The organism is Streptomyces sp. NPDC018000 (genome assembly GCF_044328025.1).
In the GTDB taxonomy this organism is placed as follows: domain Bacteria; phylum Actinomycetota; class Actinomycetes; order Streptomycetales; family Streptomycetaceae; genus Streptomyces.
The window spans coordinates 1-21,866 of record NZ_JBIRGM010000034.1 but is presented as its reverse complement, the minus strand read 5'-3'; the positions used below and the strand labels follow the sequence as shown (position 1 = coordinate 21,866).

21 protein-coding genes and 3 pseudogenes are annotated in these 21,866 nt (G+C 69.1%); 14 read left to right on the top strand and 10 right to left on the bottom strand.

Features of this window, described 5'->3' with window-relative positions; translation table 11 throughout:
- The first annotated feature begins 237 nt into the window (after positions 1–237).
- The 7 genes from ACH4EW_RS30930 to ACH4EW_RS30900 all read left to right on the top strand — a co-directional run bounded on the left by ACH4EW_RS30930 (position 238) and on the right by ACH4EW_RS30900 (position 9,334).
- A complete protein-coding gene (locus ACH4EW_RS30930) occupies positions 238–2,124 on the top strand; it encodes a hypothetical protein (RefSeq protein WP_398262620.1) in 1,887 nt (628 codons plus the stop codon).
- Positions 2,121–5,141 carry an ATP-binding protein gene (locus ACH4EW_RS30925; protein ID WP_398262618.1) on the top strand — a complete coding sequence of 1,007 codons (3,021 nt, stop codon included), beginning with the start codon at positions 2,121–2,123 and terminating at the stop codon, positions 5,139–5,141. The genes ACH4EW_RS30930 and ACH4EW_RS30925 overlap by 4 nt, the downstream gene beginning before the upstream one ends.
- Complete coding sequence (locus ACH4EW_RS30920; RefSeq protein ID WP_398262616.1) at positions 5,138–7,789, top strand: hypothetical protein; 2,652 nt, start codon at positions 5,138–5,140, stop codon at positions 7,787–7,789. The genes ACH4EW_RS30925 and ACH4EW_RS30920 overlap by 4 nt, the downstream gene beginning before the upstream one ends.
- A complete protein-coding gene (locus tag ACH4EW_RS30915) occupies positions 7,786–8,067 on the top strand; it encodes a hypothetical protein (RefSeq protein WP_398262614.1) in 282 nt (93 codons plus the stop codon). The genes ACH4EW_RS30920 and ACH4EW_RS30915 overlap by 4 nt, the downstream gene beginning before the upstream one ends.
- Positions 8,064–8,687, top strand: coding sequence for an HD domain-containing protein (locus tag ACH4EW_RS30910; RefSeq protein WP_398262612.1), 624 nt, complete (start codon positions 8,064–8,066; stop codon positions 8,685–8,687). Before ACH4EW_RS30915 ends, ACH4EW_RS30910 begins: the two co-directional genes overlap by 4 nt.
- Positions 8,688–8,705: 18 nt before the next feature.
- Complete coding sequence (locus ACH4EW_RS30905) at positions 8,706–8,849, top strand: hypothetical protein (RefSeq protein WP_398262610.1); 144 nt, start codon at positions 8,706–8,708, stop codon at positions 8,847–8,849.
- A gap of 158 nt (positions 8,850–9,007) precedes the next feature.
- Positions 9,008–9,334, top strand: coding sequence for a hypothetical protein (locus ACH4EW_RS30900; protein WP_398262608.1), 327 nt, complete (start codon positions 9,008–9,010; stop codon positions 9,332–9,334).
- 996 nt (positions 9,335–10,330) lie between these two features.
- Here the strand turns inward: ACH4EW_RS30900 and ACH4EW_RS30895 are convergent.
- Positions 10,331–10,540, bottom strand: a complete 210-nt coding sequence (locus tag ACH4EW_RS30895; RefSeq protein WP_398262606.1) for a DUF6243 family protein — start codon at positions 10,538–10,540, stop codon at positions 10,331–10,333.
- A 309-nt stretch (positions 10,541–10,849) separates the two neighbouring features.
- Positions 10,850–13,780, bottom strand: a complete 2,931-nt coding sequence (locus tag ACH4EW_RS30890; RefSeq protein WP_398262604.1) for a putative dsRNA-binding protein — start codon at positions 13,778–13,780, stop codon at positions 10,850–10,852.
- 295 nt (positions 13,781–14,075) lie between these two features.
- Here ACH4EW_RS30890 and ACH4EW_RS30885 point away from each other — a divergent pair, with 295 nt between their 5' ends.
- Together ACH4EW_RS30885 and ACH4EW_RS30880 are read left to right on the top strand one after the other, a co-directional pair.
- Positions 14,076–14,525: a S1 RNA-binding domain-containing protein gene (locus ACH4EW_RS30885; RefSeq protein WP_398262603.1), complete on the top strand. Its 450-nt coding sequence runs from the start codon at positions 14,076–14,078 to the stop codon at positions 14,523–14,525.
- 96 nt (positions 14,526–14,621) lie between these two features.
- A complete protein-coding gene (locus tag ACH4EW_RS30880) occupies positions 14,622–14,918 on the top strand; it encodes a hypothetical protein (protein WP_398262602.1) in 297 nt (98 codons plus the stop codon).
- An 18-nt stretch (positions 14,919–14,936) separates the two neighbouring features.
- Here the strand turns inward: ACH4EW_RS30880 and ACH4EW_RS30875 are convergent.
- Positions 14,937–15,116: pseudogene (locus ACH4EW_RS30875) on the bottom strand (ATP-binding protein); the annotation flags it as partial.
- A 45-nt stretch (positions 15,117–15,161) separates the two neighbouring features.
- On the opposite strand from ACH4EW_RS30875, the gene ACH4EW_RS30870 reads away from it, so the two are divergent.
- Both ACH4EW_RS30870 and ACH4EW_RS30865 read left to right on the top strand, forming a co-directional pair.
- Positions 15,162–15,548: a hypothetical protein gene (locus ACH4EW_RS30870; protein ID WP_398262600.1), complete on the top strand. Its 387-nt coding sequence runs from the start codon at positions 15,162–15,164 to the stop codon at positions 15,546–15,548.
- Between the two features lie 3 nt (positions 15,549–15,551).
- Complete coding sequence (locus ACH4EW_RS30865; RefSeq protein ID WP_180360588.1) at positions 15,552–15,929, top strand: nuclear transport factor 2 family protein; 378 nt, start codon at positions 15,552–15,554, stop codon at positions 15,927–15,929.
- A 71-nt stretch (positions 15,930–16,000) separates the two neighbouring features.
- On the opposite strand, the pseudogene ACH4EW_RS30860 reads toward ACH4EW_RS30865, so the two are convergent.
- From ACH4EW_RS30860 to ACH4EW_RS30845, 4 genes and pseudogenes are all read right to left on the bottom strand, one after another.
- A pseudogene (locus tag ACH4EW_RS30860) lies at positions 16,001–16,267 on the bottom strand (IS630 family transposase); the annotation flags it as partial.
- A gap of 6 nt (positions 16,268–16,273) precedes the next feature.
- Positions 16,274–16,654, bottom strand: a complete 381-nt coding sequence (locus tag ACH4EW_RS30855; RefSeq protein WP_398262598.1) for a hypothetical protein — start codon at positions 16,652–16,654, stop codon at positions 16,274–16,276.
- A 185-nt stretch (positions 16,655–16,839) separates the two neighbouring features.
- Positions 16,840–17,649 (bottom strand): hypothetical protein, encoded by an 810-nt coding sequence (locus ACH4EW_RS30850; protein WP_398262596.1) that lies wholly within the window; start codon positions 17,647–17,649, stop codon positions 16,840–16,842.
- A gap of 9 nt (positions 17,650–17,658) precedes the next feature.
- Positions 17,659–18,225 (bottom strand): hypothetical protein, encoded by a 567-nt coding sequence (locus tag ACH4EW_RS30845; RefSeq protein ID WP_398262594.1) that lies wholly within the window; start codon positions 18,223–18,225, stop codon positions 17,659–17,661.
- 242 nt (positions 18,226–18,467) lie between these two features.
- Here ACH4EW_RS30845 and ACH4EW_RS30840 point away from each other — a divergent pair, with 242 nt between their 5' ends.
- Positions 18,468–18,845, top strand: a complete 378-nt coding sequence (locus ACH4EW_RS30840) for a hypothetical protein (protein WP_398262592.1) — start codon at positions 18,468–18,470, stop codon at positions 18,843–18,845.
- A gap of 222 nt (positions 18,846–19,067) precedes the next feature.
- On the opposite strand, the pseudogene ACH4EW_RS30835 reads toward ACH4EW_RS30840, so the two are convergent.
- From ACH4EW_RS30835 to ACH4EW_RS30825, 3 genes and pseudogenes are all read right to left on the bottom strand, one after another.
- A pseudogene (locus ACH4EW_RS30835) lies at positions 19,068–19,229 on the bottom strand (restriction endonuclease); the annotation flags it as partial.
- Between the two features lie 173 nt (positions 19,230–19,402).
- Positions 19,403–19,657, bottom strand: a complete 255-nt coding sequence (locus ACH4EW_RS30830; protein WP_398262590.1) for a hypothetical protein — start codon at positions 19,655–19,657, stop codon at positions 19,403–19,405.
- Positions 19,633–20,640, bottom strand: a complete 1,008-nt coding sequence (locus ACH4EW_RS30825; RefSeq protein ID WP_398262588.1) for a hypothetical protein — start codon at positions 20,638–20,640, stop codon at positions 19,633–19,635. The genes ACH4EW_RS30830 and ACH4EW_RS30825 overlap by 25 nt, the downstream gene beginning before the upstream one ends.
- A gap of 87 nt (positions 20,641–20,727) precedes the next feature.
- Here ACH4EW_RS30825 and ACH4EW_RS30820 point away from each other — a divergent pair, with 87 nt between their 5' ends.
- Both ACH4EW_RS30820 and ACH4EW_RS30815 read left to right on the top strand, forming a co-directional pair.
- Positions 20,728–21,222 (top strand): DUF4265 domain-containing protein, encoded by a 495-nt coding sequence (locus ACH4EW_RS30820; protein ID WP_398262586.1) that lies wholly within the window; start codon positions 20,728–20,730, stop codon positions 21,220–21,222.
- Between the two features lie 236 nt (positions 21,223–21,458).
- Complete coding sequence (locus ACH4EW_RS30815) at positions 21,459–21,746, top strand: transposase (RefSeq protein WP_398262584.1); 288 nt, start codon at positions 21,459–21,461, stop codon at positions 21,744–21,746.
- The last annotated feature ends 120 nt before the right edge of the window (positions 21,747–21,866 follow it).

Sequence of the window (21,866 nt, the reverse complement as noted above, 5' to 3'; positions counted from 1 at the left end):
TCGTCCCGGGCCGGGCGACGGCCCAGCCACAGGCGCTCTGCGGGCAAGCCTTGAGCGGCACGCGCCCGCACGGGTTGTACCGGGAGCCCCCCGGGCGCCGGCTGGCCGGGCGGCCACCACCTGATTCTGGTCATTTGCAGCTTAGTTCGAGTCAAACAGCGCTCCGCCCCCGGATCCGGGCGCTGACAGAATCCCCTGCGGCGGGCACGATGCTCCGACATTCAACGGGGGGTCGTGATGAGCGCTGCCGAAGATGGAACCGAGCTCGGGGAAGAGGGCGGCCCGGGGGGCCGGGAGGAAGACGCAGCCAGCGCGGAGTTGGCGCTGCGCGTTTTCACCGGGGATGAGCGCTGGGGCTGGGAGTTCGTCCAGCCTCCCGCGCCCCCAGCACACCGCGATGCCGGCAACCCGCCCGTGTACACGGCCCCTTCCGACGCCGAGGTGCGCTCCGCCCAGGAGCGGGCCATGGGCGGCAAGAAGACCGCCGGCTCCGGCTGCGCGATCCTGATCGCGGGTATCGCAGCGCTCGCGGCCGGCGGGGTGCAGGCCGCGGTCGTCGTCGTCATACTCGTCATCGTCGTGTTCGCCATGACCTCGCCCCGGGCCAGGCTGCGGGCCGCCGAACGCAGGCTGGCCTCCGCGAAGGAGCAGGCCCGGAGCGACCACGAGGCGCGCACAAACGCCTGGCAGCGCCGGCTCGCCGCCCACAACGCTGAGCACCTTCGTCACAACGAGACGCTGGACACCTGGTTCCCGATCTCGCTCACCTCCAAGCCCAGCCGGATCGACGTCTTCGGCGGTACCGGCAACGGCTGGGCGAGCCTGCTCGCCACGCTCGGCGGTCCGCTCCTTGGTGGCGGCCAGTCGGTGGTGGTCCTCGACCTCAGCCAGCAGGCGGTGGCCCTGGAGCTGGCCGGCCTCGCCGCCCGGCGCGGGGTCGCCGTCCATCACGTACCCATGCCTGGGGCCCTGCTCGGCCAGGACCTGCGTGAGGAGTTCACCTCCGAGGAAATGGCTGAGGCCTTGGCCGAAGCACTGGGGTCCATGCGCCCGCCCGGCGCGGACATCGACCTCCACACCATCGACGTGGATGTGGTCCAGACCGTGGCGGACCTGCTGGAAGGCCCGGTGACCTTCGCCCGCCTCACCGCCGGACTGCGCGTCCTGCTCCGCGTGTACGACATGGACACTCAGGGGCCGGGCGTGCTCAGCCTGTCCGAGGTGGACTCGATCACCCAGGCCGTCGACTTGCTGGGCCAGGGCGAACGCGTCCAGAACGAGCTCCGCTACGTGCGGGCCCAGATTGAGCTGCTCACGAAGGCGGAGGCAGCGGCCAGCCCTGACGCTCTCGCGTCGGGCTGGTGGCGGCCCGGCGGCCTGACCGTCGTCACCACCGAGGACCTGGTCCAGCGCCGCAAGGATCTGACGGACCGCTTCGTCTTCTTCCAACTGCTCCACACCCTGCGCAAGCGAGCCGTCACCCCCGGCTCGGGCACGCTCGTCATCGCCGGAGCGGACCACCTGGGTCGTGAAGCCCTCGAAGCCATGGCACGCCAGGCACGTACCGCGGGAGTGCGGCTGGTCTTCCTCCTGGAACACCTGCGGGAGGCTGCCATCCAGGTCGCCGGCGGATCCGACAGCGCGACGGTTTTCATGCGCATGGGTAACGGCGAGGAGGCCAAGGCGGCCGCTCAATTCATCGGGCAGGAACACAAGTTCCTCGTGAACCAGCTGACCCGGCAGGTCGGGGAGACCCTCACCGAGGGGCGCGGCACCAGCTACGGCTACCAGCGAGGCCTGTCGGACACGGAGGGCTTCAACCGGGGCGGCGGCTGGAAGTCCGGTAGCAGCTGGGGAAGTTCCCGCTCCTACTCCACCTCGTTGTCTCGGAGCTGGCAGGACTCGACGAACACCTCGACCGCCCGCTCGACGACGACCGGCGAAAACTTGACCCGAGTCTACGAGTTCACCATCGAGCCCACACAGCTCCAGGCCCTTCCGGAGACCGGACTGGTTCTCGTCGAGGCCGGCCCGGGCGGCCGCCGTGTCGTGTTCGGGGACTGCAATCCGGGGATCAACTTCCTGCCCCGGGTGTCGACCCGACCGCGCCCGAGCCTGACGTGACCGAGGAGCTCGGCGCTACGCCCGAACCCGCGGGGCTCGCTGCGTACCGATTCCACCGGCTGCTCACCGTGCCGCGTCACCTGGAGGACCCGCGTGCCGAGGACCGTACCGCAGCGCAGCTCACCGCCGCCGTGACGGCGGCACACGCCGTACTCGGCCACCTCAGGGGAGAGAACTCGCATGAAGGGCGCCCGGTGGGGCTCGCCGCAGCGTGGGTCCGCCCGGGGCCTCACCGGCCGATGCACTTCCTCGTGGGCGGAGCCCCGTACTTCCCGCCCGCCGGGCAGGAGCCGCCCGCGGAAGGCGAGCATCCCCTGAGCTATCCGCCGGGGGCGACCGCCCGCGGCGTCCCGGCGGGTGAGGCTGCCACGCTGCTGGAGCGGATGCCGTGCTGGCTGCCCTGCCTCGGGTCCCACGACGCCTTGCGGATGGGCGACGACGAGCGTGCCCTGCCGACGGAGCGCCGCGGCTCCTTCGACGACGCCGTGGCCCACCTCCCGGAAGCCTTCGCCTGGCTAGTGCTGGCCGAGCCCGTCCAGTACGAGCGGCTAGAACGGGAGCGCAGCGCGCTGGCCGTGCAGCTGCCCCGGCTGCGCCAGCGGGAGAGCTCCGAGGCCGACCGTGTGGCGGCAGAACGGGCCGAGGCCCGCTATCGTGAGCTGACGCGGGCGCTCGCCACCGGGGTGTGGAACGTGCGCGTACTGGTCGGTGCCGAGCGGCCCGAGTCGGCGCTCGCCTCGGCGGCGCTGCTGTGCGGTGCGGGTGACTTGGACGACCTGCCGTACGTTCTCGTACCCGCGCGGCGTCCCGTGCCCCTGGCAGACGCGCTGGCCGTGTCCACTCCCGCCGCCACCGGATCCGGACCGCCGGGAGCCGCTCCTTTCATCGCCACCGCCGAATTGGTCGCGGCGCTCGCCAGGCCGCCGGAGCGCGAACTGCCCGGCATCCGTACAGTCGCCCCGAACCGCTTCGACGTCACCGCCGACGACCCCGGGGAGGCCGCGGCCGCCGATGGCTTCATGATCGGCGACATCCTGGACGAGTCCCTGTCCGCCGCGGGCCGGCTCCACGTGTCGCGCTCGACCCTGAACCGGCACGCCTTCGTCTGCGGGGCCACCGGGTCGGGCAAGTCCCAGACAGTGCGGAGCCTGCTCACCGCCCTGTCCACGCACGAGCGGCCGGTCCCCTGGCTGGCGGTCGAGCCGGCGAAGGCCGAGTACGCGCGCATGGCCGGACGCCTCGCCTCGGCGGGCGGAACAGAGGCGGTGCGCCGGGTCACCGTGATCCGGCCCGGGGACGTGGACGTCCCGCCTGCTTCGCTCAACCCGCTGGAGCCGGAGCCCGGATTCCCGCTCCAGAGCCACGTGGACCTCGTACGGGCCCTCTTCCTGGCGGCGTTCGAGGGTCACGAGCCGTTCCCGCAGGTGCTGGCCCGGGCCTTGTCCCAGTGCTACACGGCAGCAGGGTGGGACCTGGTTACCGGTGAGCCGCGCCCGGCCTACAAGCCGAAATACCTGCTGAACGAGCCGGACGAGCTTCGTGTGGCGGTCTACCCCACTCTGGGCGATCTCCAATCGACCGCCCGGCAGGTCGTGGAGATGATCGGGTACGGCAAGGAAGTCACCGCGGACGTCCGGGGGTTCGTCGACGTCCGCATGGGTTCGTTGCGGGAGGGCACACCGGGCCGGTTCTTCGAGGGCGGCCATCCGCTGGACATCGCAGGCCTGTTGGCCGGCAACGTGGTCCTCGAACTGGAATCGATCACGAACGACCAAGACAAGGCCTTCCTCATCGGCGCCGTACTGATCCGGCTCGTTGAGCACCTGAGGGTCCACCACGGGGCGGGAGGCGTGCCTCTGCGCCACGTCCTGGTGGTGGAGGAGGCACACCGGCTACTCAAGAACGTCGAGGACGGCCCCGCGGCCGCGGCCGTCGAACTCTTCGCCTCGCTCCTCGCCGAGATCCGCGCGTACGGCGAGGGCGTCGTCATCGTGGAACAGATACCCAGCAAGATCCTGCCCGACGTAATCAAGAACAGCGCGCTGAAGATTATGCACAGGCTTCCCGCGGAGGACGACCGCCGTTCCGTGGGCGCCACCATGAACCTCCAGCCGGAGCAGAGCGAGAACGTCGTCGCCCTGCCGCCGGGACGCGCCGCGGTGGCCACCGATGGTATGGACCGGCCGGTGCTGACGGCGATCCCGCACGGTGAACACGACGAGAGCACGAAGGACACGTCGACGACACCACCCCTGCTCACCAGTCGCAGCCCGCTCTGCGGGACCACGTGCCGCCGCGAACCGTGCACCCTGCGCACGATGAACGACTCCCACCATCGCTCTGTGGTACCGCTCCACCTGATCTGGGCCGAAGTGGCCGCGATGGCCCAGGCGATGAGCATGGCCGCCCCCGGACCGAGCGAGGTGGTCCGTTCCTCGCTGAGTGCCCTGTCCGAACGTGACCTGGAGTGCACCCTCGTGTACGCGGTCGAACGGGCCGTCGGCGCGCGAGAGTCCCTGATGCGGGACGAGGTCGACCCGGCGGACTTCGCGGAGCGGCTGCACGCGGTGCTGTCCTGCGCCCTGCGCGGTACGGACCCGCCGGCCGGGGACCGGCGCCGCTACACGTACGCCAACTACCGCTTCCGGGACGTGATCGCAGCCATCGCGCGAGCGCGGAAGGCGAATCCGGACGGCCCGCACAGCTACCCGGAGCACGCGGCGCAGTGGGCGGCCCGCGGCCTGGTCCTGACCGGGGCCTCCGGAGCCGACCACCGGCTCCAGGTCCACGCCTTGCCCGGGTACGGACCGGAGAAGGTTCACGCCAGGGTCGGCGACGTGGACCGCAGCGGCCTGCGCGACGCGGTGGCGGCGGTGACGGGCGGCACGACGAAGGAGCACGTCACCCGGGCCTTCGCGCTGGCCTGCGTGAACGGGCCAGCGCTGAATGCGGTGGTGGCGGAGACGGCGGTGCGCGTGGCGATGGTGTGCGCCCAGGGAAGGGAGAACCGTCCATGAGTGAACTCGGTGGCGCGTCGGACGCGCCACCTCCTCCGCCGCCCCCACCGCCCCCGACCGACGTGCAGGCTTCCCGAGACGGGGACGAGCCGGACGAGGCGGGGGCCGAGGACACCGGAGCCCAGGAAGTCGGTGGGGAGGACCCTGACGCCGACGCCGCCGAACCGGAGCCCGAAGCGGACGACATGCCTGCCCCGGCCTCCGAGCAGTCAATCGACGGCAACGTCGACGTGCAGGAGACGCAGGCGCAGGCCGAACAGCCCGAGACCGAAGCATCGTCGGAGGGACAGGGCCCCCCGGACGGCCCCGACCGCCCCACCGCCACGGAATTCGACGACCCCTCCGAAACTTCGCCTACCCAGGAGGACCCCACTCCCGAAGAACCCGCGTCGGACTCGCCAGAACCTGAGCCCGAACCAAACCCGGAATCAGACCCTGAGCCTGAGCCCGAACCAAACCCGGAATCAGACCCTGAGCCTGAGCCCGAACCAAACCCGGAATCAGACCCGGAGCCTGAGCCCGAACCAAACCCGGAATCAGACCCGGAGCCTGAGCCCGAACCAAACCCGGAATCAGACCCGGAGCCGGAGCCGGAGCCGGAGCCGGAGGAGGAAGCCGAACCGGACACAGAAACCAAGCCGGAACCCGAAGCCGATCCGGAACCCGAAGCCACACCCGCACCCGCACCGGAAGGCGCATTCGAACGCGAACCTGACCCCAGGACCGAGGAAGAGCCCGAACAGGAACCCGAACGAGGATCAGAAACGGACACCCGGGCCCCGGGGGACGGCCCGCCCGACGACCCGACGGAAGACCCGTCCGAGGCGCCGGACGAGTCCGCGCGCCCAGAGAAGGACGATGCCGCGGAGGAGGCACTGGACGAAGCCGCTCCGCCCGATCGGCCGGGCATGCCCGAGCAATCCGACGCACTACGCCGGGACCCTGACGAAGGACCCGCGTCCGAGGGAACGGACGGCCAGGCCTCACCAGCCGATGAAGCGGCAGAGGCCATGGCCGCAGTGGCCAAAGGTGTGGGCGAGCTCGCCGTCGCCGTGGTCGAGGCCGGCGCAGATATCGCCGGTCAAGCGGCGAACGCCCTGGACGAGGCTGCCGCCGGCGCGGCCTTCGATTCCCGGGCCAACGTACCGGAACACCGCATCGAACCCGCCGGCGCAATGGAGGCAAGTGAGAATAGGGACATTTCGGCACCGGTAGTCGAGAAAGAGACGGCCACGTCCCCCACTGAACCGGCAAAGACCACCGGCGCACCCGACTTGCCGGAGCCGGAATCCGCAAGTCGCAAGCCGGAGAACTACCCCGCAACCGGAGTTGCCAGTGAACCAGAAGCCGCAAACCTCGAGGGAGTCAGTTCTTCCACAGAGGAGGTGGCTCTGTCATCTGCCGGAGCTGGCCATCCGGATCGGGAAGCCCCGAACCTTCCCGGTCCTGTCGATAAGCCTGCGAAACCTGACCCCGCCCAAGTCAACGACGCTGGGAATTCTCAGGTTGACGTGGATGCAACGAGTGACTCCACAGCAGAAGCAGAGAATGCCTCTGAGGAGGCGTCGGATCACGACGAGCCCGCGGATCCGGACGAGGCGCCGGACCCCGGCGAGGCGGAGGATGTGAACGAGCCTGACGCGCCGTCGGAGGAGGATGGCGAGGCCGGCGCTCCGGAGAAGGGGGATCAGTCGGAGAACCCGCTGGCCGACGTGGCGGAGGCCCTCGGCGAGCGACATCCCGAGGTGACTTCGGTGATCACCAAGCTCGGTGCGGACGATGCGAACAGGCTGAACGTGATCGAGAACCTGAAGGACCCTGAGGGTGGGGGCGAACGGACCTTGGCGATCATTCAGGAGCTCGCCGAGGGAGAGACCCTGAAGGGACGCTCCTTGGAGGAGTACAGGTCCGAGAACCCCGGGCGCGGTCCCCTGTTCGAGCCAGTGGAGCATGAGGTGAACTACGAGCCCGACGGGACGTCCCGCAAGAACGCGTACGTCGAGCAGACCAAGTTGGACGACCCGGTGCGAGCCCTCGGAGCCTCCATCGAGGACGGCGACCGCGACGCCCTGGACGACTACGGAATGAAGCTGCAGAACGAGGTGGAGCCAGCCGTTTACGAAGACGTGACGAGTCTCCTTGAGAAGGCCGACGATGCCGAATTGAGCATCCGCACGAAATCCGCAGACGGCCTGGTCGACAAAGTAAATCGAATGACAGAGGGGAGCGAGGGCCGAAAAGCCCGCCCGGATTACGAGATCGGGGACGTCATAGATGCCGTGGGGGCAAGAATTACCGTCGAGGACACCGCCCAGCTCGAAGCCGTTCTTGAAAAGGCCAAGGGGCACTTTGGTACCGGCGAGGGTGGGCGCCTGCTGGAGGTCGAGAACATGTACGCGGAGCCCAAGAGCGGGAATCCGAGCTACCGCGTCATTCCCATGGTCGTAGCCATCGAGGTCGACGGAAAACCGTACACGTACGAACTCCAGCTCACGACAGAGCGGGCTTCCGTGGCCGCCGACCTTGAGCACAACACCGTGTACAAGTCGCATATCGAAACGACTCCGGAGGAACGCGATGTGATGCGTAGGATGCAGGCAGAAGCGGCGGCGTTGGATCAGGAAGAGACTCGTAGGAGGTACCCGTGACAGATGAGACAGGGCCGAAGTTCGTCATGATCTCGACGTTCCGCAGAAGGACAGCGGACGGATTCATGCTCGCGGCTTTCGTTATCGACGAGAGGGAGTGCGAATCTGCTACGGAAATGAAGTCGATCAGGAACGAAGCCCTCACCGAGATCCAGCGTCGACGCATCGTCGGAGAGTTCGAGACCCGCAGGGCGAAGGCCGGCGAGCTGCCGTCGACCCTGCCTCGGTGGGCGGAATACAAGAGGCAGCTGGAAGCTGCGGACAAGGAGTTGTCTTGACCCATCGGGTGTTCGGCGCGTGGCACGACTGGGACACCGCCCGCCGGCAGTTGGCGGTACTCGCTCCAGAGGTTTCGGCGCAGCGCCTCGGGGAGGCCGTCGCTTTCGCCGAAGAGGCCCATGGGGATCAGAAGAGGCCTGCCGGTGAGCCGTACGTGGAGCACCTCCTGGAGGTGGTGGAGATCCTCGTCTCAGGCGCCGGTATTCGCGACGAGGACCTGCTGGTCTCGGCCGTCCTACACGACGTCGTGGAGGACACCGACCGCACGGCCGGGGAGGTCGGTGAGCGGTTCGGCCTTCGGGTCGAGGAGTGGGTGGGCTGGGTGACGAAGCCGCACCCCGAGGCCCACGAGGATCCTACGGAGGTGCGTGACCGCTACCTTCTGAGCCTGCGTTCCGCCCCGCCGGAGGTCCTGCTGCTCAAGCTGGCGGACCGGTTCAGCAACGTGCAACGGCTCGACACGCACCCGCGGCCCGAGAAGCGGCGTTCCTACTACCGCGAGACGTGCCGCGTCTTGGTACCCCTCGCCGCGGGGGTCCCGTGGTTCGAGGCGGCCTTCGAGGAGTGGCGGGAGTTCTACCGCCACCTGGAGGACGGGGCGCCCGCGGCGTCGGACTGACGCCCGCCGTCTGCGGGGATGTCCGGGCGCGGGGCCGCCGCGTCGCCGGGCGCTGTCCGCCTGGACCGCGCCCTCGCCTGCACCATCACGTGGGACGCCATCGGTGCCCATTTCAGCAGCCGGGCACTCGTCCTGTTCCTCGCGGCCCCGGAAGCCGGGTGACTTGCTGAGTGCGTTGTGGCAAAGGGAGTCCCTGTTCGATGAGTGGGGGCTTCTTCGTGTGCAGGGCATGATCGTGGAGGGGTAAGGGCAGGCAGCCGACGGCTTGTTGTTGATCGAGGAGGGTGCGATGCCGTCGGTGCTGGGGTTGATGGAACAGCGTGAGGCGCGGGCGCGGCCAGGAGCTGGAGTCCTGGACGGAGGTCCTGGAGCAGGCTCAGGCGGAGGTGGATGCCGCGCGGGAGCGAGTCGAGCGGGCCCGGGTGGGGCGTGAGGAGCTCGTGTCGGTGCTGGCCGAGGAGAGCTCGGTGGATACGCATGGTTCCGTGGCGTCTGTTGGTGAGGGGGCTGCCGCTGGAGGGTCGGGCGGCTCCGGTGCGGTGTGTGGCGGGCGGCCTCCGGTGTGGCGGTCGGACATGGGCGAGGAGGTGCTCAGCGGCCTGTATCGGGAGGTGTTCGCCGCGGTGGTGGTGGCTTCCGGCCGGTGAGCGGGGTGGAGCTGACACGGGCGGTGGGCCGGGGGGCGGAGAACAAGAACGAGGTGGAGAAGATCCGTCACCGTGCCTACGTGCTGGAGAAGCGGGGCTGGCTGGCGCGGGTGAAGAACGGACGGTTCACGCCCGCGCCGGGGCCGGGGTCTGTCGCTCGGGGATCGAACCGAACCGGTGCACGTAGCAGTCACACCCTGGAGTGACCGCGGTGGACGCAGACCCAGTGGTACTGCTCAACTGATCAGGCAACGGGCTTCCTCGGTCGTGCTGGGTGTCGTAACCGCGTCACTACCAAGGGGCCCGTTCTTTCATGTCCGCTGCCGCACCCGTACCTCAGTCCAGACGGTCACCCGCGCCGCACACCTCGAACGAGATCCGGTTTGCCACAACGCACTGAGGTGCTCATTCAGGGTATGAGGCACCACTGACAGTCAGGCCCGACCGCATCCAGCGCTCCGCTGACGATCAGCCGTGACGATGCCTGTGCCGACACCATTTTCGAGACCGTCACCAACGACGAAAGCGAATGAGCGGCACCGGGCTGCACCAACTCGGCGTATCGGCCACTCGGGCTTTGGGATGTGATTTTCGCAGGTCAGCGACATGGTGAAGTTCATACACTGAACCCGATTTCGACCATCCGCCCACCGGGCCTGCCGCCGGAGGAACTCGAACCTCTCTCGACGGCTTACTGCACCCGACTCAGACTCGAAGAGGCCCGCTGGCGCGCGTCGACGCTGGCCAGCTCTGCGAGGCCGTGTCGCCCGGGCTGGGCACGGGGAACGCGCTGGTGGTGACGCTGCTGATGCAGCTCGGGGTGGTGGCGGTGACGGGGCTGCTGAGTCTGCGGCTGCCCCGGTTGGTCGGCTGAGACGCGGGTGCTCGGCCGAGAGCTGAGCGGGGCAGCCGCGCCCCGGTACGGCGGCAGGACCCGGACCACGTGTCGCGGTCCGGGCCCTGCCCCGTGCGGTGCCGCCCTGCAGTGGCGGTGCGTCAGCTCTGTGCGGTGTTGTCGCCCGTCTGCCCGGCGCCCTCGGCTGTCCCTGCCTTCTCGCGCATCTTGCGCACCAGCTCCGCCTTCTGGTCGGCGACACCATGGTGGCCGAGGTTGCGGTGCGGACCGTTGTTCTGCCGTTCGGCGCGGGACAGCTTCTTGCGCTGGCCGCCGCCCATGCCCACGGGGTTGTTGATGTTCTTGCTCACGGGTCTCCCAGAATGTTGTGAAGTGATCTACGGATTCATGGGCACGGCGACGTCGAAGGACGTCAACAGGGGCCCATCACGCTCTCACTCGTAAATCGGCGTCTGGAAGAACATGAGCAAGACGTTACCTGGTCCCGTCGGCTCCGCATACCAAGTTTTTCGCCGTCCCGGCGTCAGCCGGGCCTTCGGTGAGCGCCCAGGGGCAGCCGTTTCCTTCCAGAGCCAGCGGGGGCTCTGCAGCGCCATTCCCGCCACGCCCTTGCCACGCTGAAGCGGAGCGAAGAACGTGGCTCGGCTCGCGTTACGGGCTCACGAATACGGCTGCTTGTCCTGTGCTTCCGCAGGCCCGTCGGCGACTTGCTCAATGAGCCGTCGCCGGTCCTTCGGCCCGGAGGCGTAGGCATCCATGCCTGCGGCGGCCAAGGAATGAAGGGGATCTGTCTCGAGATCGCCGTGCAGGCGCAGCAGTACATGGTCGTCACCGACCAGGCAGTCGGTGTACGGAAGGGTGTGCGACAGCAGGCGGGCGAAATCGTCGCAAGCCGCCCGGACGTCCACCCTGTCGAGGCCGAGCCAGACGTGCAGCGTGCCGTCCTGAACCGTCAGCTCGACGTCGATGCGGGTATCGGCCGCCTCGGCGGTTTCGCCGCCCCACTTGAGGGTCTCGTCCAGCGCGCCGAGGTGGATGGGGAGCGGGCGGAAGACCTCCTGACGCATGTCGTCGCGGACCGTGACGCCGGTGGCCGGGGCCTGATCGCGCCACCAGTCCTGCACGACGTCGCGAACGGAGGCGGCCTGCGGCCCGCTGCTCAGCGCTCGCCGTACGGCGTCAGCCGCGTTTCGCCGAACCACGCTCGTGACGTCGGGTCCAGGTTCGGCAGCCATACGGCGTAGGAGCGATCCAGGCCCGAGTCGGGTGTCGTCGAGGACCTTCGGGTACAGCTCGCGCAGCGCGTCCGGTACGGCTGTGCCGTCCGGCCCGAGCAGGGGGCGGATGCGTTCTGCCCAGGCAAGAAACGCCTCGGTGTCACCGGTGGTGAGGAGGTCGATACCAAGGTCGCCGCGGGCGAGCATGCGGGCGCGCTGCCTTTCCGTCGGCTGGCCGAGGCCATCGAGTTGGGCGCGTAGGAGGAAGACGAGCAGGTCCCGTTCCGGTGCGGGGAGATCATCGACGGCACCGTTGACGGGGGCGGCAAGGATGTCGAGGACAGCTTCGGCGGTCGCCCTCTTCGCCTCCGGCTTCCCGGGGGTTCCGGGCAAACGCTCGGTCCACTGGTGCACACGGCCCCGAGCGTCCCGCAGCCTAATCGTGGCGGTGAAGCTCTTCAGGTGGTCCGGCCCCGAGACGTCGTACGTGCAATCGTGGTCGATCCCGTATGTGGTGGCCATGGTGGCGAGGATGGTCACCGGGTCGTGCTGGTGTTCCAGGCCGGAGAGCCAGTCGTCGAGGACGGCGGGCCGGCGCCTGAGTAGCCGAGGCCCGTGGACGCGCCAGGCCGCGGCGACGACCGCCTGGGTGGCGTCCGACACCGCTGTGCGGCTCTGTCCGCTCTCACCGCGGCTCGTCAGCAGCCCTTCGGCGAGCTGGAGGGTCGCACCGAGCCGGGCGGTGTCGTCGTCAGAGGTGGTGAGGATGCGTGCCTCGTCCTCGTCGGGGGTGAGGCCGTGCACGAGGTTCTGGCGGACGCGGACGTGGGCGGCGAGGTGGTTCACCACGTGCGAGCCGTGGTGGGCGAGGAGGTGGTTGTCGCGCTGGCGGGCGGCGGTCGCCGCCGCCTGGTTCTCGTGGGCCCAGGATGCATGGGTGAGGGCTTGGGCGAGGAGCCCGTCCGCGCGATGCCCAAGCTCGAACATCGCCGCCAGGTCGCTCACGGCGTCCCGATGTCGGTTGCCCGGCTGCGCGTAGGGCAGCGGCGACGCGGTAGGCAGGTTCGCGGGTGTTGCCTTCCGCTCGGCGCCCGCCGAGGCGGCCACATGCGGGTATGCGTCGAGCAGTGCTCGTGCCGCCGCCGCCCGCGCCGCCTTCTTGGACTGGCCAGTGCCTTCCGCCGTGCGGCCGGTTCCGGTGCGGACGGTGGCGCGGAAGACCTTGCGGTGGTCCGGGCCCTCCTCGTCGTAGTCGTAGGTAAGCCCTTCCTTGTGGAAAGCCGTATGCGCCAGAGTGACGGGATCGGCTCCCGTCTCCGCGGACGGGCGGTCGAGGTCGGGCCACACGGAGGCGACCAGCCTCCGGGCGATATCGTGCTCGCCACAGAGACTGAGCACGCCGAGGATCTGCCGGGCCACTCCTTCGAAGACGGACCTGGCGGGCTGCTGCGCCTCCCCCGCGCCCATGCGCACCAGCCCTTGCTTGGCGGCCCAAGCGCCGAGCGCCAGGTCGGCGGCGGCACGACGCCGGGCGTGTTCGCTCGACTGTTCGCCCGCCTTCCGAGGGGTCGCCCATCGCGCGTAGGCGTCGAGCAGGATCACGTCGAGCACGGTGGCGCCGAGCCGGTCGAGCAGGCCGAGCACGTGCGGTGTGACCTGGGCGGCGTGGTGGCTCTCGTAGAGGTGACTGCGGTGTTCGGCGGCCAGGCCGAGCCAGGCGGTGACTTCAGGGCCGGCGTCCCATCCGCGCACGGCCTTCCCCACGATCTCGCGGACCTCTTGCCCGTACGTGCCCACCAGCGATACGGGCGGCTCGCACAGTGCCGGGTACGTGACGTCGTGGACGTCGAGCCGCCGTTCGGCGCGGGAGTAGGGTCGTACCGGCTCGGGCGACGGATGCTGTCCGGCTGCGGGCGGAGCCGACCACGCGGGCCGGGCCGGGCGGGCGGCTTCGGGGGGTGTGGTCCGGCCCCGGCGGGTGGACGCCTGGCGCTGGTGTGCAGGACGCAAGTCGGTGCGCCGAGGGCCCGCCTGCGCCTTTCGCCCGCCGGTCGGCGATGTGCCATACCTGCCGTCCAGGAGGTTCTGGAGTTCGTTGGTGAGCCAGGAGGGCAGTCCGGTCGGGGGGTGGCCGCCGTCGAAGAAGTCCCCGGCCAGGTCAACGCAGTACGCGTACCGCTCCCACTCGTGGTGGCGCGCGTGTTCCTGACCAAGCGTGCGCAGCGCCGACCGCATCCGCGCGTACGGCACCGTCTGGCCAGCCAGCTGGTACGACGTCCGGTTCCGCGCGGCATCGATGGCGAGCGCGATGCGGTGCACGGGTGTCGGCGGCGCGGTCTCGCGCAGCGACACGATGCCGACCCAGCGGTTCATGGCCCTCCCCCTGCCGGGTGACGCGGCCCTGCCCGGCCCCGGCACGCGCTCCCGGGTAGCGTCGGTGCGCTGACCCGGTGCTTGCATACGGGCGGCGGCCTGCCCCCGGTCCTGCTGTCCCCTCCTCCCGCCGTTCCTCACGACCCGGTGATCACGGCGGCACTGGCCCGTCAGCGTAGGCCGCCGGACGCGGGCTCGGGAAGGGTTTCATCGCGGGCAAGGAGTGAAGCTGGTGGCCCCACCACCTGCCGCTACTGGTGCCGTCCGCCGCTCCACCGCCGGCGCCGCTGAGCGGATGTCGTCCATCGAGAGGTTCGGCGCGTTCGTCGACATCGGAGGCTTCGACGGACTGGTGAACGTGGCCGAGTTGACCTGGGCTCATCATTTCGAGTCGGTGTCGGACATTGTGGAGGTCGGACAGGAGGTCACCATCGTGGTCCTGGGCGTCGATGTCGAGCGCGAACGGGCTTCCTTCTCGTTGAAGGCGCTTTATCCGGATCCGCTTGAGGAGTTTGCTCGCGTTCAGTTCGGTCGCGTGGTTCCGGGCCGGGTGGAGAGGGTCGTGAGGATCGGAGCGTTCGTGCAAGTCCACGAGATTTTCGCGGGACTGGTTCCGATTCATGAGCTTGCAGAGCGGGATGCGGATCAGCCTGAGAGCGTCTTGCAGATTGATGATGAGGTTATGGTCGAAGTCGCTGGCATCAACCTGTATAGACGCCGGATCCTGCTGTCCCTCCGCTCGTGATGGGGTTGTCGGCTCACGGCGGGGTGATCGGTGTGAAGCCGCAGGTCATCCTGTGTTCGTCGCCGCCGGGCGCGGGTGTGGGAGAGGCGGTAGGAGTTGCCCGGCACGTGGGTTCTTGGCGGCTCGCTGGAAGAGCTGAGCACGATGTTGTTCGGCTACTCAGTAGCCCTGCGGGTCCGCGGAGTGGATGAGGAGTTCGCTTTCCATCCCTCCTCCGGACCGTTCGCCTCGTGGCTGAGTCGGGAGTACGGCCTGCCGATGGCCTTGGGCTGGGTCAGCGCGATTGAGCGGCATGTTCCCGACGCGCCGCCGCTGGACACGTTCTTCCGCTTGTTCGACGAGTTCCGGCAGCGCATGGCTGGCCGGGGGACCGGAGGCAAAGGGACGTTCTGACGGCTGGTGGTTGATCACTCATGACGAAGCCAGCGGGATGACCCCCTGACCGCTGGTGACCTGGGTCAACCGCAGGGTGGAGCCATCGGTCAGGACGATGTGGGCATGGTGCAGGAGCCGGTCGATAGCAGCGGTGGCCAGGGTTTTGGGCGTGATCGAATCGAAGCCTGAGGGGTGCAGGTTCGAGGTGACGATCACCGGCTGTCACGGGTGTAGGCGGCCGGTCTTCTCGGGGTGGGCGGCTTGGACGTAGCGCATTGCGGTGGAGTCGGCCAGGGCGAAGAGGCGGATGAGGCGGACGGGGTCCGCGCTGTGGCGGGCTTCGGCGAGGATCCGGTCCTGCCACAGGGCGCGGGCGGTCAGCCCGGTGCGGCCGATGGCGTTCTGCAGGAGTGTTTTGCCGACGGGTGGACCGGCGGGGTCAAGGGCGGTCTGGGCACTGACCAGGAGGTGGGGGTTGGCACAGGCGGGCCAGGTGTTCTGGCGGTGGCTGAGCCAGGTGCACAGGAGCTCGATGGTGAGGGAGTCGAGGTAGAGGGTGCGGCTCGGCAGCCGGAGGCGGCCGTTGGCCAGGTCGAGGTCAAAGGCGGCTCGTGGGACGAGCGCACGCGAAACGGCTGGTATTACTAGGGCATGCAGGAAGAGACCGCACGCTCCGCGATCGACACGTTCATCTCCGCGTTCAACGCCTCGGACGACAGCTATGTGACTGCCCTGCTCTCCCAGGCCCTGACCTCAGACGTGGTCTTCTGGGGACCGTTGGGTCGCAGCGAAGGAATCGCGGCGGTCGAGCGGTTCGTGCTGGACATCCGGCGCCACCCGGCGGGGACCGGCACGATGGTGCGCTGCTCAGCGGTGGACATGCCTGACGAGTGGGCCCGGTACCAGTGGGTCTTCACCACGCCTGATGGAGGCCCCCGCCTGGCGGGAACGGACGTCGTCCATCTGCGACGGAGCCTCATCGACCAGGTCATCGTCTTCGCGGGGGAGATCGAGCCGTTCGCCTCCTGAGTCATCCTTCTGTCGCTGTCCTTCTCCTGAACTTGCCCCTTCGGCGTTCGGGAGCTGCGGTTCGCGGTTGGTCAGGCTGCGGTGTTGAGGGGGCGTCCGCCCCAGCGGATGCCCTTTTCGCTGCGGATGCGGGCGCGTTCCTTGCATTGGGCGGCGAGTACGTCGGGGTGGCGGGCGTTGGTGTTGCGCCGGCGCAGGTAGCGGTGCAGTGCCTGGGTTTGCGCGGGGTGGCTGCGGTGGTGGGAGTTAGCCAGGGTGAACTGCCGCAGCGGGCCGAAGTGGGCCTCGATCGGGTTGGCCCAGGAGGCGTAGGTCGGGGTGAAGCACAGTTCGACTTGCGCCGGTCAGCGCTTCCGGGATGAATGGGCGATCCCGACGGCGAGCTGTGTGGCGGCCGTGACGAGCAGCGCCGCCATCGGCAGGGTCCAGCCGCCGGAGGCGCTGCGCAGCAGCCCGACGGCGAACGGTCCCAGAGCGGCGACCATGTAGCCGAGGCACTGGGACAGGCTGGACAGGGCGGTGGTCTCGGCGGGGCTGCTGCCGCTGTTGCCGATCACGGCCAGTACCAGGGGGAAGGAGCACAGCCCGAACCCGACCAGAACGGCCCACACGACGGGCAGCGCCACCGGGGCCAGGAGGAGCCCGGTGAAGCCGGCGAGCATTGCTGCGGAGATCGCTATGAAGGCGGACCGCAGCCGGCCCGGCGCGTGGGCGAATGCGACCACCAGGAAGGGTCAGGTTCATGCCGTAGATCAATTTCCGCATGGCGCCAGCCTTCCGTGAGTCGGTCTCACGCGTACAGACCGGCGTGGCGCGGGAAACTCATCGGTGCGCGATTCTGAGCTCGGATGTAGTCCTCGTGCTCGGTGGCTCAGCCGCACGGTGGCCGGGTGGCCTTCTCCGAGCGTCGTCAGTACGCCCCGAACGACCAGAAGACGCCCACCTCGTCGTGGGTCACAGCGATTAGGTCCAGGTCGTCGAAGAAGTCGAGGCCGTTGAGGTACTCGGAGGTGAGGAAGCTATGGGATTCCGTGCCCTGGAGGCCTGCTGCGAGGAATTCCTGGGCCGGGTTAGAGGCGGCGGCCGTCGCGTTGGTCCAGTAGCGCGCGGTGGGCCCGTACCGGTCGAGCAGGGTTCGGGCATCCGCCAGCACGGCGTCCCGGTCCGGGCGGGAGCGGACGGGAGCGGGCTCCGACTGCCATTCCTCGGCCATGATGGCGAGCGCGGCGACTGCCGCTTCCGCCTCCAGGGGGTACAGGCGGTCGGGGAACTCTGACGCGTCCGGGGGGTCGAAGGGGTACGCGGGCACCGTGTGGCGGGCGGCGTTGGTGCGGTCCCGGTCCAGCCGGACCCAGCCCCGGGGGTCAGGGACCGACCGGTGCAGCACGGCGTGGACGTCGTGCGCCCAGCCTTCGTGCCGCCGGGGGCCGGTAGTTGCGAAGGTGTATGTGTCGTCGAGCAGCCGCAGCGCCGCCGCGTTCCAGGGAGAGCGACGGCCGCGGAACTCCGCCAGCAGACCGCCGACTTGGCGGGCAAAGGCGTCCTTCGGCTCGCAGGGGATGCGCCAGAGCTGGTCGAGGGCCCAGTGGGCGAGCTCGCCCCCTCCTTCCGCTGCAAGGCAGACCAGCCCCTGGGGGAGCGGGAGGTCCGTCCCGTCCCAGAGTGCTTCCAGGTGCGCATCGAGCAGGTCCAGGGCGGTCCGGTCGGCAGGCAGTGACATTTCGCCACTCTAAGGGCTGTCTCTTTCGGGCTGTGCCGGCCCGAGGTGCGCAAGAACTAGGGCGACCTGTATAAGTTCTGGTTTGTCATGGCGCTCGCGCTGCAACTGTGCCTCACGCTCAGCTGTCTTCGGCCTCCGTGCAGGTGCCCCGTGCGGAGGCTTCGGTGGGGCAAGCAGCCTGTGCAGACATGCCTCGGTGAACAGCCTCTGCTCATCGGCCTCGGGCATCAGCCCTCCCTCCGCGTAGCCCTGGCCCCGCGAGAACCGCCGCTGCGCCTCGTGGTCGTCACCAAGGGGAGTCGGGCCGCCGAGCATCCCGGCGATCTCCTGCCGGTCCGATTCCCGCGGGCCGGCCGCCCGGCTGCGCTGCTGCCTGGTCTGCGGATATGACGCGAGCGTGTCCATGGCCATGCTGTCGCGCTGGCAGTACGCCGCGATCAGCATGGACGCCGTGTCCATGGTGTCGGCCGCGTCCGTGCCTCGGATCAGCGTCATCCGCAGCGCGACATCGGGCCCGGTGTACCGCAGGACTTCCTGGCAGTTCTGCACCGCTTCGGAGACGAGCTGGTGCCGCATGGGCAAGGCGAGGACGTCGGCAGGGCTGCCCCGTACCGCGACTGTCTGGCCGTGGTCGGTGCTGGCGACCGGTTCAGGGGTGGCCGCTGACGTGGGCCGATATGCAGTGGTGGCTGTCCGCGCTCCTCCACTCCCCCGCCGCACCACCTCTACGCCCTGTGGTCAAAGAGCTCCGCTGGGTAGCTTCGGAACTGGAGCTTCCGCATCCATCAGGGGGCGGGGCCCGGATTCAGGAGGTCAGGATGGTTCGTACCACTACCCTCACTCTCACTGCTCTCACCGCTGCCGGCGTCCTCATCGCGGGCACGACGACCGCCCTCGCCGATGACGGCTCCGGCGGCAAGAAAACGGACGTCACCACATCGGCCAACCCGGCACTGCTGGCCGCGCACCAGCAGATCTTCGGAACCGCTGTCACCGTGCCCCCTGGAGGGAACGGTTTGGCCAGCGCCACCTGCCCAGCCAATCAAGTGCCCACGGGCGGCGGGGGCACGACCTCAGCTTTCAAGATCTTCTTCACCGACTCCTACGCCAGCGGCAACTCCTGGATCGTGCGCGGTACCAACACCAACACCGTGAACGAGTCCATCAGAGCCTTCGTCATCTGCACGACCCCCTGACCTGCCGGACGCTGTTGGTTAATTCGGGGGCTCGCGTCGGCCTTCAAGACCCGGTCGTGGTCTTGGAGGCCGACGTTGTCGTATGAGGTGGGTGCGGGTGTCGATGCAACCGAGCCGGCCGGGCGAGGTCCCGGCGGAGGCGGTACGCGGTCGCACGGGCCGCGTTAAAGCGCCATCGCTCCCCCCTCTGCGGGTTACGTGCCGACCGGGACGGGTTCGGTGAGTGAGGCGGTCCAGCCGCGTGTAGAGGGCCCGTACGAGGCGGGCGCGGTTCTGGACGCACCGGGCGGTGCCTTCCAGCGGGGCGGACAGGCGTCCGTCGGCTTCGCGGAGGACAACTTCGGCGAGGGCGCCGCGGCCGTCGCTCTTGGGCAGGGGTACTGCCGGAGGTGCGAACCCCCAAATTGGACACCGCCCAGTTCTGCAGTTCACCCCTTGTGGGCAAGCCGGTCCCGTGCGTGGACACCTCTTTCCACGCGATAGCCGAGGGGAAGAGGTCTGCTTCGAGTCCGGTGGGGATAGGAGGACGACCCCTGACCCCGGCCCCGGCGGGTGCCTCAGCACATGGTGAGCTGCTCGTGCTCGGGCAGGTCGAGGTGGACGATCCGGCTCTGGGGAAGGACGTCGGCGAGCTCGCGCGCCTCCTGGGCGCTGCGGGCCAGGACCAGCTCCTCCGCGAGCTTGGGGCAGGCAGCGGCCAGGCCGGGGCAGGGCCGCACGATCCCATACAGCGTCCGCCGCTTGTCGGTCACGTGGACCGGGACGCCGCGGGCGTACTGCGACCACATCATCGGCTTCTCCGGGATCTCCACCCGCAGGTTCGACGTCCGCCAGGCGTACTCGGCGACGGCGGCGAACAGCTCGGCCTGCTGCTGCGGCGACAGCCGACTCCACCACGCCCGCGCGGTCTGCAGGTCCTGGCGCTCTTGCTCCTCACGCTCGGCCTGTTCACGGGCGAGGTGCGCTTCTCACGGGCGAGGTGCGCTTCGCGCTCCACGCGTTCCCGTTCCCGGCGCGCTTCCTCCTCCGCCCACCGCTGCCGCATCTGTTCCATGAAGACGCGGTGCTCTTCTTCCCGCTGCAGCCGTCGGCGTTCGTCCTCCTCGGCCTTCCGTACCCGCTCCTGCTCCTCCAGTTCCTTCCGGCGCTGTTCCGCGGCCTCCTCCTGCTCCTGCTGGCGGGCCTCCCGCTCCGCCCGCGCGGCTTCCTGCCTCTGCCGCATCGCCTCATGCTTGTCCTGATCGGCGATCGACCGCTTCGAGGTCCACCACTGATCCCGTTTGAACTGACGCTGCTCACCGTCGACCACCCGGTACGCCCGCCGGTACCGGCGCAGCACCTCGGCGGGAACGAGCTGCCCCTCCAGCGCCCAGCGTACGAACCGCTCCAGCGTCTCCTCCCGGAACTCCCACCGCCCGCTCCGGTAGACGAACCCGGCGAGCCCGTCGTCCATCACCCACGGCTGCTCCCGTTCCTTCGGGGCCCGGACGCGGATGGCCGGCACCGCGCTGATCCACCGCGGCGGCCGCGCGCCCGGGTGCACCCAGCACACCCGGATCCCCTCGTCGGCGTACCGGTCGGTGCGATCAGCAATGTCGTCCACCGTGATCTGCGACAGCTGCGCCTCCCAGGCCATGCGCTGACTCCCGTCCGCGGACGAGGCCATGACGTCCGCCCGCCACGACCCGTCCTCGGCCGGCACCTCCAGCGCCGCGAACCACCCGGCTGCCCGGATCGCGCCCGCCATCTCCAGTTTTCCGCGCAGGTTGTTGTCAGCGTGGTCTTTGACGTGCACCGATGTGTGGCGAACATGTCCGTGACGTACTGACGAGGGGGCACCCTGGCCTGAGCGGGCGTTCAGGCACCAGAGAACATGTGTCCCATGAGCAGTGGGTCAGAGCGTGAGATCGTCGGGGACCGGATCAAGGTCTGGTTCCGATTCGTTCCTCGCGAGGGGTGGTTTCCGCAGGACACCGAGGGCCTGTGGGCGACGAGGCTCAGCGCGGACACCGCCCGCGTGGACAACGTCCCGTTCCTCCAGGACGGGGTCGCCCAAGGGGACGTCGTCCGCTTCCAAACGGACGACGATGGACTGCACTGGGCCACCGGGCGGGTCAGCGCCTCCGGAAACTGCGCTGTCCGTGTGGTGCCGATCCCGTCCGGGCCCCTGGGCCGTAGCCCCGAGAGGGTTCACGAGCGCCTCTCAGACTTTCGACTCGGCGGCGAGGCCTTCAGCGCCGAATTTCCGATGGTGGCGTTCGACGTGCCGAGCGGCACCGACTTCGCGGCGCTCAAGCGGCTGCTGGTCCGCGGCCAGGACGAGGGTTGGTGGCACTTCGAGGTCGGCAGTGGGACCGAGGCGTTCTGGAGCGCCTAGTCCATAGGGCGCTCCAGGAGTTCGGCTTCCAGGGCGGCGATGCGTTTGTCGGCGAAGCGGAGGTTCGAACGGGCGCCTTCGAGGCGTTCTTGCAGGGTTCGGTGCTCGCGGGTGAGTTGGTGGACGTGGTGCTTGAGGGTGGTGTTCTCGGTGGTCAGGGACTGAAGTGAAGTTGCCCCGGTTTGATGGACAACCTTTCGCTTTGGGACACTGGGTCCCGCAAGGAGGAGTTCATCGTGCCAAGGACGCGTCCGGCCTACCCGCCGGAGTTCCGTCGCCAGATAGTCGAGCTGGTTCGGGCCGGCCGGTCGCCGGAGGAGCTGGCGAAGGAGTTCGAGCCGTCCGCTCAGACCATCCGCACCTGGGCGAACCAGGATCGGGTGGACGCCGGGGAACGCCCCGGCCTGACGAGCGACGAGAAGGAGGAGCTCGCTCAGCTGCGCCGTGAGGTGAAGCAGCTGCGCGAGGAGAAGGAGATCCTCCGCAAGGCCACGGTTTTCTTCGTCCGGGAGACCAGCCGGTGATCTGCTACCGGCTGATCGACGAGAACACAGCACACCACGACGTCTCCCTCATGGCCCGGCTGCTGGGTGTGTCACGGCAGGGCTACTACGCATGGAAGGACCGCGCCCCCTCCCGTCGGC